At 43.1% G+C, this 16,898-nt stretch carries 21 protein-coding genes and 1 tRNA gene; 14 read left to right on the top strand and 8 right to left on the bottom strand.

All coding sequences use genetic code 11. The features are described 5' to 3' along the window. The first annotated feature begins 13 nt into the window (after nt 1-13). Complete coding sequence (locus tag NLX78_RS07580) at nt 14-1,591, top strand: glycoside hydrolase family 43 protein (RefSeq protein WP_254350035.1); 1,578 nt, start codon at nt 14-16, stop codon at nt 1,589-1,591. 64 nt (nt 1,592-1,655) lie between these two features. Here NLX78_RS07580 and NLX78_RS07575 read toward each other — a convergent pair whose 3' ends face one another. Next, the gene (locus NLX78_RS07575) at nt 1,656-2,543 is read right to left on the bottom strand and encodes a LysR family transcriptional regulator (protein WP_254350034.1); all 888 of its coding nucleotides are present in this window, start codon (nt 2,541-2,543) and stop codon (nt 1,656-1,658) included. Between the two features lie 118 nt (nt 2,544-2,661). Here NLX78_RS07575 and NLX78_RS07570 point away from each other — a divergent pair, with 118 nt between their 5' ends. After that, nucleotides 2,662-3,687 (top strand): YeiH family protein, encoded by a 1,026-nt coding sequence (locus tag NLX78_RS07570; protein ID WP_254350033.1) that lies wholly within the window; start codon nt 2,662-2,664, stop codon nt 3,685-3,687. Nucleotides 3,688-3,927: 240 nt separating this feature from the next. After that, the gene (locus tag NLX78_RS07565) at nt 3,928-5,472 is read left to right on the top strand and encodes a GH25 family lysozyme (RefSeq protein WP_254350032.1); all 1,545 of its coding nucleotides are present in this window, start codon (nt 3,928-3,930) and stop codon (nt 5,470-5,472) included. 72 nt (nt 5,473-5,544) lie between these two features. Here the strand turns inward: NLX78_RS07565 and NLX78_RS07560 are convergent, their stop codons facing one another. Further along, entirely contained in the window at nt 5,545-5,811 is a 267-nt protein-coding gene (locus NLX78_RS07560; RefSeq protein ID WP_025719729.1) for a DUF2642 domain-containing protein, read from the bottom strand. A 168-nt stretch (nt 5,812-5,979) separates the two neighbouring features. On the opposite strand from NLX78_RS07560, the gene NLX78_RS26475 reads away from it, so the two are divergent. Continuing rightward, nucleotides 5,980-6,108 (top strand): hypothetical protein, encoded by a 129-nt coding sequence (locus NLX78_RS26475; RefSeq protein WP_013371969.1) that lies wholly within the window; start codon nt 5,980-5,982, stop codon nt 6,106-6,108. A 188-nt stretch (nt 6,109-6,296) separates the two neighbouring features. Here NLX78_RS26475 and NLX78_RS07555 read toward each other — a convergent pair whose 3' ends face one another. Next, on the bottom strand, nt 6,297-6,527 hold the full coding sequence (locus tag NLX78_RS07555) for an LSm family protein (RefSeq protein ID WP_025719727.1): 231 nt from the start codon (nt 6,525-6,527) through the stop codon (nt 6,297-6,299). 112 nt (nt 6,528-6,639) lie between these two features. After that, nucleotides 6,640-7,305 carry a cupin domain-containing protein gene (locus tag NLX78_RS07550; RefSeq protein ID WP_254350031.1) on the bottom strand — a complete coding sequence of 222 codons (666 nt, stop codon included), beginning with the start codon at nt 7,303-7,305 and terminating at the stop codon, nt 6,640-6,642. A gap of 457 nt (nt 7,306-7,762) precedes the next feature. On the opposite strand from NLX78_RS07550, the gene NLX78_RS07545 reads away from it, so the two are divergent. The 6 genes from NLX78_RS07545 to NLX78_RS07520 all read left to right on the top strand — a co-directional run bounded on the left by NLX78_RS07545 (nt 7,763) and on the right by NLX78_RS07520 (nt 12,358). After that, the gene (locus NLX78_RS07545; RefSeq protein ID WP_165178363.1) at nt 7,763-8,416 is read left to right on the top strand and encodes a cell wall hydrolase; all 654 of its coding nucleotides are present in this window, start codon (nt 7,763-7,765) and stop codon (nt 8,414-8,416) included. 183 nt (nt 8,417-8,599) lie between these two features. Then, the gene (locus NLX78_RS07540) at nt 8,600-8,950 is read left to right on the top strand and encodes a hypothetical protein (RefSeq protein WP_029517714.1); all 351 of its coding nucleotides are present in this window, start codon (nt 8,600-8,602) and stop codon (nt 8,948-8,950) included. A 31-nt stretch (nt 8,951-8,981) separates the two neighbouring features. Beyond that, entirely contained in the window at nt 8,982-9,968 is a 987-nt protein-coding gene (locus tag NLX78_RS07535) for a ketoacyl-ACP synthase III (protein ID WP_254350030.1), read from the top strand. 201 nt (nt 9,969-10,169) lie between these two features. Next, complete coding sequence (locus tag NLX78_RS07530) at nt 10,170-10,718, top strand: GNAT family N-acetyltransferase (protein ID WP_134903680.1); 549 nt, start codon at nt 10,170-10,172, stop codon at nt 10,716-10,718. 133 nt (nt 10,719-10,851) lie between these two features. Further along, the gene (locus NLX78_RS07525) at nt 10,852-11,955 is read left to right on the top strand and encodes a glycerol dehydrogenase (RefSeq protein ID WP_061828476.1); all 1,104 of its coding nucleotides are present in this window, start codon (nt 10,852-10,854) and stop codon (nt 11,953-11,955) included. Nucleotides 11,956-12,142: 187 nt separating this feature from the next. Then, entirely contained in the window at nt 12,143-12,358 is a 216-nt protein-coding gene (locus NLX78_RS07520; protein ID WP_013311038.1) for a hypothetical protein, read from the top strand. 72 nt (nt 12,359-12,430) lie between these two features. Here NLX78_RS07520 and NLX78_RS07515 read toward each other — a convergent pair whose 3' ends face one another. Both NLX78_RS07515 and NLX78_RS07510 read right to left on the bottom strand, forming a co-directional pair. Continuing rightward, nucleotides 12,431-13,462, bottom strand: coding sequence for a glycosyl hydrolase (locus NLX78_RS07515; RefSeq protein WP_254350029.1), 1,032 nt, complete (start codon nt 13,460-13,462; stop codon nt 12,431-12,433). A 31-nt stretch (nt 13,463-13,493) separates the two neighbouring features. Further along, complete coding sequence (locus NLX78_RS07510; protein ID WP_254350028.1) at nt 13,494-13,772, bottom strand: hypothetical protein; 279 nt, start codon at nt 13,770-13,772, stop codon at nt 13,494-13,496. 577 nt (nt 13,773-14,349) lie between these two features. Here NLX78_RS07510 and NLX78_RS07505 point away from each other — a divergent pair. Together NLX78_RS07505 and NLX78_RS07500 are read left to right on the top strand one after the other, a co-directional pair. Continuing rightward, nucleotides 14,350-14,676: a YnfA family protein gene (locus tag NLX78_RS07505; RefSeq protein WP_023989398.1), complete on the top strand. Its 327-nt coding sequence runs from the start codon at nt 14,350-14,352 to the stop codon at nt 14,674-14,676. Nucleotides 14,677-14,771: 95 nt separating this feature from the next. Further along, on the top strand, nt 14,772-14,924 hold the full coding sequence (locus NLX78_RS07500) for a hypothetical protein (protein ID WP_165149143.1): 153 nt from the start codon (nt 14,772-14,774) through the stop codon (nt 14,922-14,924). A 77-nt stretch (nt 14,925-15,001) separates the two neighbouring features. Here NLX78_RS07500 and NLX78_RS07495 read toward each other — a convergent pair whose 3' ends face one another. Then, nucleotides 15,002-15,190, bottom strand: coding sequence for a hypothetical protein (locus tag NLX78_RS07495; protein WP_023989396.1), 189 nt, complete (start codon nt 15,188-15,190; stop codon nt 15,002-15,004). Nucleotides 15,191-15,320: 130 nt separating this feature from the next. After that, entirely contained in the window at nt 15,321-15,479 is a 159-nt protein-coding gene (locus NLX78_RS07490) for a hypothetical protein (protein ID WP_013311032.1), read from the bottom strand. 249 nt (nt 15,480-15,728) lie between these two features. Here NLX78_RS07490 and NLX78_RS07485 point away from each other — a divergent pair. Next, nucleotides 15,729-15,814 (top strand) — tRNA-Leu (locus NLX78_RS07485). Nucleotides 15,815-16,167: 353 nt separating this feature from the next. Next, nucleotides 16,168-16,827 carry an MBL fold metallo-hydrolase gene (locus NLX78_RS07480; RefSeq protein WP_254350027.1) on the top strand — a complete coding sequence of 220 codons (660 nt, stop codon included), beginning with the start codon at nt 16,168-16,170 and terminating at the stop codon, nt 16,825-16,827. Nucleotides 16,828-16,898: the final 71 nt, after the last annotated feature.

Genomic DNA, 16,898 nt, shown 5'->3' with positions numbered 1-16,898 from the left:
GAAGTGAGGTCTCATGATGATCCAAAATCCCATATTAAAAGGCTTTAATCCCGATCCGTGTATTACACGAGTCGAGGATACTTACTATATTGTGGTGTCATCGTTTGAGTGGTTGCCTGGAGTACGGGTGTACCAGTCCAAAGATTTGGCCAACTGGGAGCATTGCACAGATATTTTGACCGATCAGGTTGATTTAAGAGGAAACCCGAAAAATTGCAGCATTTGGGCACCGCAGATTAGCTATGCGGATGACCTTTTTTATCTGCTCTATACGGATGTGAAAAGCACCAAACGTCCGTTCAAGGATGCTCATAATTTTGTGATGACGGCGCCTACGATCCAAGGGCCTTGGTCGGAACCCGTCTATCTTAACAGTAGCGGATTTGATCCGTCTTTATTTCACGATGAGGACGGACGCAAATGGCTGTTGAACGCATTGTGGGATTACCGCATGTTGGAAAGCAATAAATCTTCCGGCATCGTCATGCAGGAGTATGACAGCAAGCAACAACAACTCATTGGCGAGCCTGTTAAAATCTTTGATTGTACTCCTTTGAAGAAAACAGAAGCGCCTCACATCTACAAGCAAAACGGTTATTACTATCTTGTTACAGCGGAAGGCGGAACGGGTACGGGGCATGCCGTTACCGTAGCACGGTCGAAGCAGATATCCGGGCCATATGAAGTAGACCCGCACAACCCCATGCTTACGTCACGTGATCGACTGGATTTCCCGTTACAATGCGCAGGACATGGCAGTCTTGTACAAACACCGGACGGTGAATGGTACATGGCTCATTTATGCACACGTCCAGTAGAGGGGAAATATGCCATTTTAGGACGGGAAACAGCCTTGCAGCAAGTGTACTGGAATGATGAAGGCTGGCTGCGACTAACCGCTGGGGGCCATACACCTCAATTGGAGGTGCCCGCACCTCGAGGGAAGTTCTCGGTTAAGCAAGAGCAGCAGGGTTATATTTTCGAGGATTTTTTCGAGGGAACCACATTAGATAAAACGTGGAACACATTGCGTATCCTGGCGGATGACAGCTGGTGTTCATTAAGCCAGCGCCCCGGTTATCTTCGGATTCTAGCTGGAGAATCCATTCAAAGTCTGTTCCAGCATCATGTGCTTGCCATTCGGCAAACGGATCATCATTTCCGGGTGGAAACAGCATTGGAGTATCAGCCAACAAGCTATTTGCAAATGGCGGGGCTTCTACTGTACCTTAATGAAGAAGATTATTTGTACGCCTATATTAGCTATGAGGAGGGACAAGGGAAGGTGCTGCGCATGATGCGATGTGAAGCCAACACATTTACCTTAGTTCCCCAAGCGATTACGCTTCAGGACGATCTTCCTATACATTTAGCTGTGGAAGTCCATGCATCCCACGGGCAATTTTATTATGGAGTCGGAGACAAACCTGCTTGGAAGCGGCTTTTTGAAATGCAGGATATCAGCTTTTTATCCGGTGGTTTTACAGGGAATTTTGTAGGTATTGCTGCTCATGATATGCAACAATTCCAAGGAAGCTACGCTGATTTTTCTCATTTCTTATATCATGGTAAGGATCATCTTTCCTCATAAAAAACATGATAATGATTATGTTGAAAGCACCTTAATGGGTGCTTTTTTTCGTGGTTTCTGCACTTTACCTTTGCACATTATAACTTCGCAAAATCTCCAAAAAAGCGGTACTTGCTTTCGTTTCAAATGTCGAAGAAGGAGTTAGGAAGGAGAATTTTCGAATGACCGGAAGATTATGAATATCCAGTACTTTTAATGTGCCCAGAGCAAGTTCCTTCTGAATGACCCATTGGGACAGCAAAGAAATCCCCAAGCCTGCTTCTACAGACTCTTTGATGATCTGTGTACTGCCAAAATTCATCATATGAGAAGGGGAGAACCGGAACCGTGCAAACATATTTTCAGCCGCTTCCCGGGTTCCAGAACCTTCTTCCCTCAGAATCCAGATGTCCTCTTGCAGCTCACTTAAATCCACTTGAGATTTACCAGCCAAACGATGATTTTGCGGAACGACGATATACATTCGATCATCAGCAAATGATTCAATGTGTAAATGGTCATGCTGAAATTCTCCTTCGATAATGCCTACATCCAGTTGATTATGGATCATGAGTTTTTCAATTTCCTGAGTGTTACCGATGGTAATCGAGGGCTGAATGAGTGGATACTGGATTCTCATTTGCGCAATCACATGCGGCAACACATATTCGCCATATGTGTAGCTTGCGCCAATCGACAGGTTTCCTTTTGCCGTATGTATCAGCTCGTCCACCAAATATTGCATCCGTGTATGGAGACGGATAACCTCCTGAGCATGATGATACACAATTTCACCTGCTTTGGTTAAGCGCACATATTTATTACTACGCTCCAGGAGGCGGGTCCCTACGCTACGTTCCAGCGTTTGAATATATTGACTTACCGCAGGTTGGGTCATGTGTAACTCCTCGGCAGCTCGCGTGAAGTTTTGTTTCTCAGCGACCATAATAAATACGATTAAAGATTGGTCCAAAGCCCATTCCTCCAAATTCATCATATCTATTTACTTATTATCATTATTATAATGATTTATTTTTCTTATGACAAAAAACATATTAAGCTGGATGCATGTAGAATTGGAGGGGTTCACCATGAACAGTCATACACAACACACCAAATTATTTTCGAACAGAGGGCGATTATTCCAGCGTATATTTGGCATTATCCTCACGATGTTATTTGCTTTGACAGGCTACGGCCTGAACGAATTGCCAGGTTTTCATTATGTAGGTCAATTGGCCTGTGCTATGTTTCTCGCTATTCTGTACCGACAGTTGTGGGGATACCCTGAAGCTGTGCGCTCGGGGGTTGAGTTTTCAGCAAAGAAAATACTACGTGGAGCGATTGTGTTATTTGGGCTGAAGCTGAACATGGATGTTGTCATTCATCATGGGTTGGGTTTACTTTTGCGTGATGTGGGCACCGTTGTATTTTCCATCTTTTTTACGGTTTGGCTGGCAAAACGTTTCAAGGCAGATGCTTCGCTTTCGCTTCTTCTTGGTATTGGAACAGGAGTTTGCGGTGCAGCAGCGATTGCAGCGGTTTCTCCCTTGTTAAAATCCAAAGATGAGGATACAGCCATAGGAGTAGGACTCATTGCCTTGGTTGGAACGGTATTTGCCATTTTGTTTACTGTGCTTCGGCCCTGGCTTCCTTTGACGGATATGCAATATGGAATCTGGTCGGGCATCAGTTTACATGAAATTGCACATGTGGCCTTAGCTGCAGCGCCTGCCGGACAGGATGCTCTTGCAATGGGCTTATTAGCTAAACTGGGGCGTGTTTTCTTACTCATACCGCTCAGCTTTGTTTTAATGGTTTGGATGAAACGAACTGGAAAAATTCGTACAGACGCTAAAGTGGAGTTTCCCTGGTTCCTCATCGGCTTTATGGCTACAAGTATTGTGGGCAGCTATGTTTTTGGGAAATATATTGTAGTTCCATCTAGTCTGACGAACGGAATTTCTCAAGTTACCACCTTTATGTTAACAATGGCTATGGTAGGCATGGGGCTGAATGTGAGCTTTAAGGCTTTGCGGGAGAAAGCAATGCTTCCCTTACTGGTACTATCTGTTACCTCGATCATTCTTATAGGGTTAACATTTTTAACAGTGTGAACATGAAGTATTCGTTTGGTGATAAGATTGCTAGTAAACTAGGTTAATAAAACTGAAAAAAGCTCTGCTCGCTGTATAGCTGGCAGAGTTTTTTAGTACTTTTGTATGATAAGACTGAAATATGTACTGAATCAATCGTAACTTTTACCATATGATTCGCGTCTATCAAAATAGAGGTCCTGAGAATCATAGAGTGCAAGAATTTCATAAGCGAAAATATAGAGATTGGTAGGGTACATAATGAAAAAAAATTGTTTATTTGCTTTTTTGTTTCTGTTTCTACTAGCATTTCCAAGAGAAAGTCATGCTGCATCTTCGAGTTCACATCTTCAGTTGGATGGTAAAGATATAAGTGTTGGCAAAGGTGTTCAGATTCAAGAAGTAAAGGGGAATGTACTGGTTCCACTCCGTCTCATTGTAGAGGAATTGGGTTATAGCGTGAATTGGGAGTCCAAGACAGGGACCATAACTATACATAAGCAAAATCTTAACCTCAGTCTTCAGGTCAACAATCCCATAGCCTCTGTCAATGATCATCAAATGGGATTGGCTGTAGCTCCTTTGCTTAAAGAGGGGACGACTTATGTTCCGCTTCGCTTTGTATCGGAACAGACAGGAATGAATGTGACCTGGAACAACGAGCTTAAAACCGTGTTCCTGACGACTCCTCCTACTTCAAGCGGCAATAGCGAGTCCAATCATGATCATCCTGCTACTCCAGCTGTAAGTAATCCTAAAGAGAGTGCGCGCACGGCTATAAACCAAATTAGCTTCGATAATCACCAATTAACTATAACTGTTAATGGAAAAGTAACCCCAAAAGTAACCACGTTGACTCATGCAGACCGTATTGTTGTAGACATACCGGATACAAAGTTTGCTGAGGAATTTCCAGCATCGCAATCATTTAACAATGGTGGACAAGGAAGTTTTCCAGTCACAGAAGATCCAGATGTTTCTCAAGTAAGATACTCCATGGCTAGTACAAACCCAGCCTCGGTACGCATCGTGGTCGATCTTAATCAGAGTACATCCTTTCATGTACTCAATGCGGATGATGGTAAGGTGGTTATAGCGTTGGATCAGGAAACAGAGGAGCCATCAACTACCGAGAACGTTATACCTACCATACCTGTTGTACCTGAGATTTCTTCTGATGGACACGCGCAAGGGATTGACGTCTCACACTATAATGGCAATATTGATTGGCAGCAAGTGGCGGCGGCAGGCAAGACATTTGCTTTTATTAAAGCTACAGAGGGCACAAAATATCAAGATAATCAATTTTTAGTAAATGTGCAGGGTGCCAGAGATGCTAACATCCTGGTTGGCGCTTACCACTTTTTGAACGCTACTACTGCGGAGGGAGCTCGTCAGGAAGCAGCTAATTTTGCCAGGGCTATAGATTCAGCAGGAGGCAGGCTGGATCTCCCCCCTGTGATGGACTATGAAAATAACCCCAAAGGTCTTACTCCTGCACAGATTAGTGAAGTGGCGCATGCTTTTTTGGATGAAATGGAGAGGCTTACCGGGCGTCAGCCGATCGTATACACGGGCAATGTCTTTGCTTCCAAGTTTGATCCTACATTTTCTATGTATAAGCTGTGGGTAGCCCGATACAGCACTACGCAAAAGCCGACCGCAGTCCCAGCTTGGAATAGCTGGTGGGCTTGGCAGTACAGTAGCACAGGCAGTGTTCCGGGTATTCAAGGCCAAGTCGATTTGGATGAATACAACGGAACGATAGATGAACTCCGGGCTTCACTGGCAGGAGGGCTTGATTAACATAATCAACGTTATAATCAATCCTCGCGAATCCGGAACAGGATATGCGAGGATTTTTAATGTCTAATTTGTTTAGTTGGGCATAATCCATACGATTTCGCTGATTCGAACAAAGAATTTTTTTCCGTATACATCTAAAATGACATGATCAGGCTTACAGTCCACTACACATCCATCAATTCTGCCACGTGTTGTCTCAAGTACAACGTACTTGCCGATCACCGATTTTAATGTTTCTACGACGTACGGATCTACAGGGTGCACCACGACGTGGTGAGAGGTAGGATGGTGGGGGAAAGGTTGATTAACGTTGTAATTGAGCATTTGATTTGAATTCAATTGCTTCACTCCTTCAAGATTAGTTGTGTTATCCTATGCTCCTGCCTAGGAAAGGTGTAGGCTGATGCCCATCAGCAAAAACATTCATAACATTGCCGAAAAGCCCGGTCCGTAGGAAAGCTCAATACATAAGCTATGTTGTACCTTGAATTGAAGGAGGCAATGACCATGAGTGAATGTGAAAGAGGTTGTGGTGGCGGTTCAGTAGGGGGCTACCCAGGAGTATGGACATCGACAGGAGCTATTCTGGTACTGTTCATTCTGCTCGTTATCATTACGAAGTCTTTATGGGTTTAAAATGAACTGAGTAGCTTAACCCCCCCATTGGTATATAACCGATGGGGGGTTAAGTGTTTTAGAGGATGGAACGTATGTAAAACACCTCAAATAACAGCGTACAAGCCCTACACAAACTGTGCCGGGCTGGGCAGCTGTCATTTGAGTTACATTGGCATCTATAGACAGGAACGGACAATGGATCAGGATTAAATTAACGCAATCGCCAGCAGGGTGAACAGGCTCAAAGTTAAGATTTGATTCCCATACCCGTAGCCAGGATAAAAGGCAGACGTTTGTACACGTCCGTTCCGTTCTGTTTTTAAGTACACATTATTACGATCCACATCCATAATGGTTCCTTCGTACTGTTTTCCGTCAATGGTGAGAATACGCACCTTTTTATTCATGCAGTTCAAACAGTTGTAGTAAGCGTCCATTCCATCACCCCCTCTTATACATTGGCATTTTATGAGAGGGACGGTCTTATGGTAACGGCGAACATACAGGGAAAAGGTATTCTCTCCAACTTAAAACCTGACTAGAGTTAGCCTATTCTTGATAGGGATTAAAAGAGAAGCCGGGATATCCGTTAGTATAGGCGTAATCTCTTTGGGGGACGGCTTGATGGTGTGATGAAGCATCAGCAAGCCTTACATGTATCCCTGGTTTTCGAGGGGGCTGCTGCTTGCAGTCATTGGGAGGACCGATGATGACAGGTTTTTTAATAGGGGCGAGCGCTTCCTGAATCTTATTCTCATCCAGGCAGTAAGTATGAGCCAGAATGTTATTTGGCGTTAGGCGCAAAATGTCAGATCCCAGTATGAATTCAGGGGTCGGGGCATCAAACATCGTCAACAAATGAGTGTTATCCACCGTGGCGACCAGATAATGCCACCATCCTTGAGGGACGTTAGCCACTTGGCCAGGTGTGATCGGAAAATGTCGTAATTCGCGGGTAAAGGGGTTAATCAGTGACACGGTTACTGCTCCAGAGATGCAGTAGACCAGTTCTGTGGCATTTTGGTGATAGTGAGGCTCCACAACATTAGCAGTGCTGAGGCGAATATCCAGCAGCGATACATTTGCCAATGTATTCAGCTGCTGGATCGACAGCTCGTTGATCGAATTTTGAGCATCCTTCTGAAACAAAACATTGTCGCTTAAATCATAGGTGAATTGTACAGTAGGAGAGGTGTAATCCATATATGAATTCACGCGTCGTTTCCAGCCTTTCTGTTAATCAAGATTTGATGATCGTACGCTACTCTATGCATACGCCCATATATGTGTGCGCGCAAATGTGATTTGAATTAGTAGAAATCAGGCTCCGATCCCGGGCAAGTTGAAGCGAAAAATAGCGAAAAAAGTCACGTATTCAAGTGTGGTCAGAACATGATCCATTGCTTTTAATACACGTCATCCCTTTAGGGATGGCGTTTTATTTGCTTGGGTAGTCTTAGGACCAGAGCCGGATGATACGTAAATGCGGCTTGTGGTATACTGCAACGGACGTGTGAAAGCATGATTGTCCCATTCCGTATGTAGCCACGCGTCATTTCTGCAGCTAGGCATAAGTTATGTCATAAGAAACATCATCGGATAAACGTCCCTGAGTTGTACAGGCCGGAATGGTTGCACCGGACAGAACATGAAAGAGGAGGTTGTCTGGAATATGAAAAAATTATCTATTTTAATCCTGTCCTGCGCATGTATGTTAGGTACTGTATTGTCAGTCGCACCAGGACAAGCACAAGCACAAACGTCAGCTTTGAAGAAAGGGATTCAAAGCGAACGGGTGCTGGAGCTTCAACAGCAGCTTCATTCGCTCGGTTATTTCAAGGCTGGGTTTACTGGGTACTATGGTTCTCTGACCAGTAAAGCGGTGGCTCGTTTTCAACGAGATAACGGTCTGACACCTGATGGAGTAGCCGGAGCGGCAACACAAGCCAAGCTGAAATCCTTCGGAGAGGTGCGCGTAACCGCGCTGGATCAACTGGCTCGTATCATTTATTCTGAGGCGCGCGGAGAATCGTTTGAAGGTCAAGTGGCTGTTGGCGCTGTCGTATTAAACCGTGTGCAGTCCGGCGAGTTTCCAAGCTCGATCCCGGACGTTATTTTGCAGCCTGGCCAATTCACCGCTGTACAGGATGGTCAATACCGCCTAAAACCAAACAAGACGGCATACCGTGCAGCCAGGCAGGCACTTAATGGTGCTGATCCGACTAATGGGTCCTTGTTTTATTACAACCCGGCCATTGCCACAGCCAAATGGAGTAAAAGTCGCCCGGCTGTCATCTCACTCGGTCGCCATACGTTTACGAATTAATTGCACATGAGAATACGCAAATTTCCAGCCGTCAGTTGCTTCTTCTAGGAGCAGTGACGGTTTTTTATATTCACAAATTTGTAATATTTTAGTGGTGATTTATCTGATTTAATATTAAAAATTCTACCTATTATTCCGATACTCTTAATAGACAAAAAAATGAAATCAAAGGAGTCTTTCTAAATGAGTCAACATCCTTACACTATCGAAGTAGATCAAGCCATGAAAACGGTACATATGGCGGTGAATGGAGTTTTTAGCCAGGAGGAGTATGATAGCTTTGTAAAAGATTATGTAGCCAAAACTTCATCCATTCAGGCGTCCAGCTTTACACTCAAGGTAGATTGTACCCAGATGGCACTTTTGGGTCCGGGAGAAGTGGAAAAATTGAAGGGCTCATTTGTACGTTATAAAGAAACTGGATTTGCCAAAGTAATCTTTGGTATCAGTCTTCAACAAACCATTATTAAAATGCAGCTTGGTCGAGTAGCACGTGAAGCAGGATTAAACAACGTAGATATTGTCGTACAATAATGCGCTGACGTATGTGTAAGGGGGAAACCTGATGAGCCATATCAAAATAAAAGCACTGGGTGTGTACCATCCGCCCCATTCGTTGGATAACGAATACTATGTTCGCCATTTTGACGAGCGGGGCAAAGATATTCGACGCTTCATGGAGCATATGGGTAGAAAACAGCGTTATATCATTGATGATCCGAACGAAAACGGCCTAACCATGGGAATTGCAGCTGCGCAAAAAGCTCTGGAACAGGCCGGTATGACAGGCCGTGATGTGGATATGATCGTGTTCTCCACTCAAGTTCCTGAGTCACTGTTTCCGATGAATGCTTTGTTTGTTCACCAGGCGATTGGGGCGAGACATGATGTGGCCGTGATGGATTCCAACGCGAATTGTGCAGGGATGACAGTCGCTGTCGATCAAGCCAGTCGGTCGATGCTATCTAATCCTGACGTGCGGACAGCGCTTATTATCGGTTCAGATTATAATTCACTCATTTCCGGTCCGGAGGATGAGATTACTTATGCGAACTATGGAGATGCTGCATGTGCGGCTATTTTGGAGCGTACAGAAGAAGACACCGGTTTTATAGATTCGATGTATTTTACGGACCCAGTCAATATAGATAAAATTTTGTACCCGGCTCACGGGTTAGCGGCAACACTCCAAAGGAATGCTCCCGGAAAATATATTCAGTGGCTTCCGTTTGACGCCAATATGGCCTTGCCTCCTACATTTGATCTGCTTGAACGCATTTTAAAGAAAAATGGGCTGACACCTCAGGATGTACGGGCTTATTGTCTGTCTCAGTTCTCGTTAGCAAATGTATTGAAGATTCAGGATCACTTGGAGCTAGAGGATGCCCAAATGATTTATGTGGGTGATCGATATGGTTACACAGGTACCAGTAGCCCGTTCATTGCGCTATATGAAGGTATTGAATCGGGTCGTATCCGGCACGGTGATTATGTGCTGTTCTGGACGATTGGAGCTGGATATCAGCTGGTTGCTATGTTGTTTAAATATTAGTTATGCGAAGACCTTGCAGCTGTAAGGTCTTTTTTGTGTGTCACACAATGACAATTGTAATGATTTGGTTGTGCTATGTTTGATTATTTTGTAAAATTTAAACATTGAATTAAAAGGGAGAGCTTATAGTGCGGACATCGGATAGCATGACAATTATGACGGAAAACATGGCACACAATTCATAATAGGAGCTGAAGAGTCATTAAGATCGAAAATTTATTTTATGGGGAACGAATAAAATTGGCCGCAGTCAGGGAAGAAGATGCCGAAGTGATGTTCAAATGGGGTGAGGATGCGAAGTATCTGCGAAATGTAGATACGGATTTGGCGCTCCCCTACACGTTGAAACAGATGGAGTCAGAAGGATCTCCCCGCTCTAACGAGGTCTATTTTCGATTAAGAACATTGGCAGATGATGTCTTGATCGGATTTGTCGCTATCCACGGGATTGAGTGGAATAATCGCAGCGGACAGCTGGCAATAGGTATAGGTAATACGGACTACCGCGGCAAGGGCTTTGGGGCAGAAGCGGTACGGCTCATTCTTCGTTATGCGTTTTATGAGCTCAATTTGAATCGGGTCGGCTTGGATGTGATCGAGTACAATACACAAGCGATCCGAACTTATGAGAAGGCGGGGTTCCAGCTTGAGGGTAGAGTTCGTTCCGCTGTTCTTCGTGATGGTAACAGTTATGATCGTATCATGATGGGTATCCTGTATTCTGAATGGAGCTCGACTGTTCAAATATAATAGATACACAATTTGTTCATAAAATATTCCATAATAAGCCTTTTAATAATGTGAAAAGAGGTTTATAGTTAAGGGGTCACATGCCCAAATCATTATTAATTTGAGTATGAGTCAAAGCTGAGGAGGAATTTACATGGCAAACGTCGTAAGGTCCGTTACTTCACCCAAGAAATTTATTTCTGGACAAAATCTACTCTCGTCGTTAAATGACTATATTAAGGATTATGGCGATAAAGCCTTTGTCATTTGTGATGAGTTCATACTTGAAAGGGCCCAAAAGGAGGCAGGTGCTTCGATTGAAGCAGCTGGTAACCAGGTGGTCTTCGAGAAATTTCAATATGAATGTACAAAAGAAGAGATTGATCGTAACCGCGAATTGGTGCGTAAACATGGTTCGAACATTATCATAGGGATTGGCGGGGGAAAAACATTGGATACCGCCAAGGCAACGGCTTATTATGAAAAGCTGCCTGTTGTTATTTTCCCAACGATTGCTTCTACAGATGCTCCTTGTACCGCGCTTGCGGTTATATACAAAAAAGATGGCTCTTTTGATGAATATCTGTTCCTGCCTACTAATCCAGACGTTGTACTGGCGGATACAGGCATCCTGGCAGCAGCGCCTGCACGTTTCTTTGCAGCTGGAATCGGTGATGCACTGGCCACTTATTTTGAAGCTCGTGCCTGCTATCAGGCCAATGGGGATAACCTGGTTCTGAACAAGCCTTCCACTACAGGACTGGGACTTGCTCGTCTTTGTTATGATACATTGCTGGAAAATGCTGCGAAGGCCAAACGTGCTGTGGATCGTAAAGTATATACTCGTGCGGTTGAGGATACGATTGAAGCTACTATTTATCTGAGCGGTGTTGGTGCAGAATCAGGTGGATTGGCAGCAGCACATGCCATTCATAATGGCATGACGGCTGTTCCTTCGCTCCATAAAGCACAGCATGGTGAGAAAGTTACATTCGGTTTGTTAACCCAGCTAGTGCTGGAAAATGCACCGAAAGAGGAACTGGAAACCGTGATTAAACTGGTGAAGGATGTAGGCCTTCCGTTGACGCTTCGTGACTTGGGTGTAGAGGAATTTGTTGAGGCTGAATGGCGCCAAGTGGCTGAAGCTGCTTGTGCATCGAATGATACAATGGTCAACATGCCGTTCCCGGTTAGTCCTGCTGACGTGTACAATGCAATCATTGCAGCGAATGCAATAGCAGAATCCTATCAAGAATAGTTTCTTCCTAAATCACGAAAATGGGTTTACAAAAACGGGTCTGTCACATCACTGGCAGACCCGTTTCGTTTACGTGCACTAACTTGTGAAACGAAAGTAGGGTACCAGGGACTTATATCCTATCTTGTTCTGACCGATATACATGTAACAGGGAAATTAGGTTGGTTACACAGCAGGAGGAGATTTGATGTTGGTGCATGGTAAAACACGTAGGGGTAACTTGTACATCCATATGTCCAGCGGTTTTCACAAAATTGGAGATTATCGGGAAGAATATTCTGTAGCACCGGGTGATCGGCTGATGTCTAGACTGTCCAAGCGGATCTACACCATTGTATCCGTACATCTTGGTGAAGAGGCGTATGCCGATATTGATCTAGAAGAGGTTATCAGAAATAGTTAGAGAGCTTTATTTGGATTTAGTATAAAAAAAGCTTCCACTTTGCTCTTAGAGCGAAGTGGAAGCTTTTTTCTTTCAGCGGAGGGACTCATGAAGAAGGTCTCGTGTGATGATATTATTTTGGTTCATAAAATGTCTGATTGCTGCTTGTGAATTGGTTGCAGACAGTTCCTTTCCCCATGTCATGGCATAGGCCCAGGCTGGCTGGTTTTGCAGCACCTTCGCACTCGGCAGAATATCACTTTCTCCGATTCCCATAGGCTTGCCCTGCGCAAGCTTTAGCAATTCAGTGTAGTAGGAGGATTTATAATCATTATTATAGATATCAGCTGCAAGAATATCTACCCGGTTAATACCTGGGAAGGATAGATTATAGGGAGTGCTATATGCGTTTGGGGCATTGGGATTCCACACCCACAACAGGTTATCCAGATGATGGACATGAGTGAACCGATCATACATTAGATTCCACAACTTAGCGTAATTTTGCTTGTTCCCCCACCAAAACCAGTTGCCGTTCATCTCATGATAGGGTCTCCATAAAACAGGTACATCCGCGTCTCGTAAAGTCTTAAGGGACAGAGCCACCTCATCCAGATCGGCGATCAGTTGTTTATATTGCGGGGTACCCGGCGTGATGTAACGATTAAATTCAGCTTGAGTTATTTTTGCTTGTACATTTTTCCACGTTTTGGGTGTGCCCGGTAGCGCCTGATGGAAGGTAATAGCTACGATTCCGCCGTCCTGACTCCATTGGATAGCACTATTCACAACATGCTGACGTTGCTCTTGTAGGGCCGTACGGGACTGATTAGCTAATCCTCCAAACTCATAGCCGTGAAGTCCTGCGTATTGTCCGCTGATTTGTTGTAGCTTGTTATTTTGTTCATCCGGTGCCTCTAAGTAATCATGCTGCCCGGAAATTAGCATATCATCCGGTACATTAGATAGGTAGGCAAGTAATTGCTTCGCTTTGGCAGAGGCCTGAACATTAATTGGCGGAGCGGCATCGGCAACAATGAAAGATTGCTGAGAGCCGCTGAAGAGTAAAACAAGCATTAGCAGTAGCACCCTCTGTAACCAAAAGCGTGTTGAGTGAGATTTCATGGCGCTCCTCCTTTGATGCATGGTAATGGGATTAGTATTTTTCTTTTTGCTTTCTAAGCTGTATATAGGCACTAATAATAATCACCAGCAGACTAATCATGGCCCATCCATTGAATTCCTGTGAGTGTGTCCAGTTGTCCCATACAAGGAAGCCTAAAATTACAACGAGCAAACTCATTGTGAGATACATTTTGGTTTGTGCTGGACGTTGAGTGCGTTTCGAAATCCAATGTATGATGCCGAAAACGATGGCTGCCTGAAATAAAAATATGCCCATCATCATTAAACTTGCTATAAAGATTGGGGACATCGGTATCCTCCTCCTGGGTTTACAAACAGAATATGCAGGTTGTAACCGGGATGTGGATTATTGGATGTAAATTTAGTTGCAATTGGAATAAACAGTTGAGCGCTGGTTACGATCTTGAACAAGTTGACTAAATTATACCATAACTACCGTCCTGCAATGAAAGACGTCTAAATACCCACTCTACCTTAATTCGACATCATACTTTATATTCAGCGAAATATTGACATATGAATATGCACTTCACATATATGAAGATGCAATCAGAAACATGTGGTAAGTATATGCATAAAAGCACCGCGAAATCGACGGAAAAGTTTGGTAAGATTAAAGTAGATTGAAAAGGAGGTACTCTTATGAATGAAGAAAACAGACCATTCTCTAGATCAGCAGATGCTGAAGGAGCCAAAGCGAACTTGATGCCAATCAGTGGAAGCTTCACTCCGAGGGAGCGCCTAGCTTATGGCGTCAGGTCAGCAACCTGCTGATTCTAGTTGGCGTGATTGCATTGATTATCATTTTAGCTCGAGTGCTCTAATTGAGATATCCAAAAAACGAAAAGAATTAGGGATGTGAAATGGTGTTAAAGGCAGCTTTACTTTTTATATTGGCTGGCATCGCTGAAATTGGAGGAGGATATTTGATTTGGCAGTGGCTGCGTGAAGGGAAGACATGGTATGTCGGACTTTGCGGCGGAGTAATTTTGGCTGTGTATGGAATCATCGCTACCTTTCAGGTTTTTTCCTCCTTTGGACGTGTATATGCAGCATACGGAGGTGTCTTTATCGTTCTTTCCATCGCATGGGGCTGGTGGATTGATAAAAAGACACCCGACTTGTACGATTTCATTGGTGGATTGATTTGTTTGGTCGGTATAGCTGTAATCCTGTTTCCGCGATCAGGGTGATAGGACGAAAAACCCTTTTTTATTTTCGAAAACATGACTATAGGTCTAAAAAAATAAGCTTCATATTCCGAAATAGAACTTAAGGAGGGGGTTCTATGAACTGGAATCAAATGAAGCTTAGATTGAAATTTGGCAGTACTATGCCGAAGAATGAAGGTAATTTCTCTTTTGGTATCATGTGTGGACTCTTAATCAGCATCGTGCTGTGGATATCGATCATTGGCTGGATTATGCTGATCTTTAAGTGATTTTACGAAATCACTGTACATATCAAAATAAATAAAATTAAGGGCTGCTCACAAACCTGTGTCCTATTACCCATGCTTTATTTTGTGAAATCGTTACGTAACTTATCTATCCCGCGACCTATGGCTTCATCAATCATATCGGTAGCAGCAGGTGTATCTGCATCGGTGTCAGGAATGCGATTAAATCCTGGCTCGCGCTTGTCGAGGGATTGTTTATGTTCGATTTGATCGTCAGTACGATTTTTTTCAGAGTTATTATCTCTCATAGCACATCACAGCTCCTTTTATTAGGTACATTCAGCTTCTATACTTTACATAAACGCTTGTGCTCCAGACTAAACGTTGATAAAAATAAAACCGGGAGGAAGTAAATCCCGCCCGGCACTTCCCAAACAACTAGCGATGCTCAATCAGATCAATCGCTCCCAGAACAACATGAGCCAGTCCGAAACCGAGAATGCCTGTAGCTGCAAGTTTGTACTTACTGCTCAGCAACACAGCGCCTGAAGCCGATACTACCGTTCCAAGAACAGCTGGAATCATACCTTCACGCATTCGTAACACCCCTTCTGGTAGTTTGGAAAGACGTTTATTAGTGTGATTCAAATGTGCACAAGTTATACAAAACAGAGAATTTTATTATTTTTTTTTTTAAAACACTTTACAATTCGATAAAATTATCGTATTATATGTTGGTGCCCAATTGAACGACATTTACATAACGAGAACACTTCTTAATCAGATGCATGTTTCTCAGATACTTGTAAGACAAGTAAGTGTAAAGATTAGCGTTCCTAAATTTATGCCGGGGTGGCGGAATTGGCAGACGCACAGGACTTAAAATCCTGCGGTAGGTGACTACCGTACCGGTTCGATCCCGGTCCTCGGCATTCTTGAATTACCATGGACACATCAAAGTTAAATGAACGAAAATAATGAGAGATCTTGTAGCTGCAGTGGAGCATTCAGCAGGTACGCAGGATCAACAAAAAACGTCTCACCGTTAACATACGGAGAGGCGTTTTTTATTTTGGCAAGATTAAGCGATCTTGTAACAGAGAGTCGGAGCCTTTCTATTGCATCAATGGTTATAATCATAGGTACCACGAAATGGGGGCTTTATAATTGAGTGTAAATTATCTCCAAAAATGAAGAGGTATAAATCCTTCAACAGAATTTTGTTGTTTTTAATTAATCATTGGGAAGGTGGTTCAGTGAAGCTGATATGAATCTGACTTATCATATGGAACAGTTAAGAGTTTGTTTTATGAATTTCATTAACTATGTATATTTTGTAATGGATGAGAAAACAAGAGACATAGCTATTGTTGACCCTTCATGGGATTTATTGAAAGTAGAATCCTATCTTCAACAATTGAATGGCGATCTCAAAGCGATACTATTAACTCACTCACATTGGGATCATATTAATTTGGTAAATCCACTCCTAGAAAAATATAAACCGCAAGTATTCATGTCAACAAACGAAATCGATTTTTATAATTTTAGATGTAGAAATTTATATTCAATTAAAGACAAGGATTCAATCAAGGTTGGTGAAACGGAAATCAAAAGTCTTTTGACCCCCGGACATACCGTGGGAAGTGTATGCTATCTGTTGTCAGATCGCTTATTTACTGGGGATACAATATTCATTGAAGGTTGTGGTTTTTGTGACCCAAATGGAGGAGATCCGGTAGAATTATATAATAGCGTTCAAAAAATAAAGCGAGAAATTGATGACTCTATTCAAATTTATCCTGCTCATTCATTTGGTAAAGCGCCTGGTTTTACACTCAATCACCTCATGGATGAAAATATTTATTTTCAATTTACGAGTAAGGAATCTTTTATTAAATTTAGAATGCGTCCGAACCAAAAGGGCCTGTTCGATTTCAAATGAGTCTGTAATGTGGCCCAGTGCTAATGGTGAAAGAAAATATTGAATATATAAAATAGTACATAATGATTTAT

It is taken from the genome of Paenibacillus sp. Lou8.1, assembly GCF_024213565.1.
Lineage (GTDB): Bacteria > Bacillota > Bacilli > Paenibacillales > Paenibacillaceae > Paenibacillus > Paenibacillus polymyxa_B.
Note: the sequence above shows the minus strand (reverse complement) of the source record. Positions and strands in the feature narration are given on the sequence as shown.

Coding starts and splice junctions, on each gene's coding strand:
- NLX78_RS07520 (WP_013311038.1), top strand. CDS start 12,143: ATGTTGGTGCATGGTAAAACACGTAGGGGTAACTTGTACATCCATATG.
- NLX78_RS07515 (WP_254350029.1), bottom strand. CDS start 13,462: ATGAAATCTCACTCAACACGCTTTTGGTTACAGAGGGTGCTACTGCTA.
- NLX78_RS07545 (WP_165178363.1), top strand. CDS start 7,763: ATGAAAAAATTATCTATTTTAATCCTGTCCTGCGCATGTATGTTAGGT.
- NLX78_RS07535 (WP_254350030.1), top strand. CDS start 8,982: ATGAGCCATATCAAAATAAAAGCACTGGGTGTGTACCATCCGCCCCAT.
- NLX78_RS07555 (WP_025719727.1), bottom strand. CDS start 6,527: ATGGACGCTTACTACAACTGTTTGAACTGCATGAATAAAAAGGTGCGT.
- NLX78_RS07480 (WP_254350027.1), top strand. CDS start 16,168: ATGGAACAGTTAAGAGTTTGTTTTATGAATTTCATTAACTATGTATAT.
- NLX78_RS07510 (WP_254350028.1), bottom strand. CDS start 13,772: ATGTCCCCAATCTTTATAGCAAGTTTAATGATGATGGGCATATTTTTA.
- NLX78_RS07525 (WP_061828476.1), top strand. CDS start 10,852: ATGGCAAACGTCGTAAGGTCCGTTACTTCACCCAAGAAATTTATTTCT.
- NLX78_RS07490 (WP_013311032.1), bottom strand. CDS start 15,479: ATGCGTGAAGGTATGATTCCAGCTGTTCTTGGAACGGTAGTATCGGCT.
- NLX78_RS07580 (WP_254350035.1), top strand. CDS start 14: ATGATGATCCAAAATCCCATATTAAAAGGCTTTAATCCCGATCCGTGT.
- NLX78_RS07570 (WP_254350033.1), top strand. CDS start 2,662: ATGAACAGTCATACACAACACACCAAATTATTTTCGAACAGAGGGCGA.
- NLX78_RS07495 (WP_023989396.1), bottom strand. CDS start 15,190: ATGAGAGATAATAACTCTGAAAAAAATCGTACTGACGATCAAATCGAA.
- NLX78_RS07540 (WP_029517714.1), top strand. CDS start 8,600: ATGAGTCAACATCCTTACACTATCGAAGTAGATCAAGCCATGAAAACG.
- NLX78_RS07500 (WP_165149143.1), top strand. CDS start 14,772: ATGAACTGGAATCAAATGAAGCTTAGATTGAAATTTGGCAGTACTATG.
- NLX78_RS26475 (WP_013371969.1), top strand. CDS start 5,980: ATGAGTGAATGTGAAAGAGGTTGTGGTGGCGGTTCAGTAGGGGGCTAC.
- NLX78_RS07565 (WP_254350032.1), top strand. CDS start 3,928: ATGAAAAAAAATTGTTTATTTGCTTTTTTGTTTCTGTTTCTACTAGCA.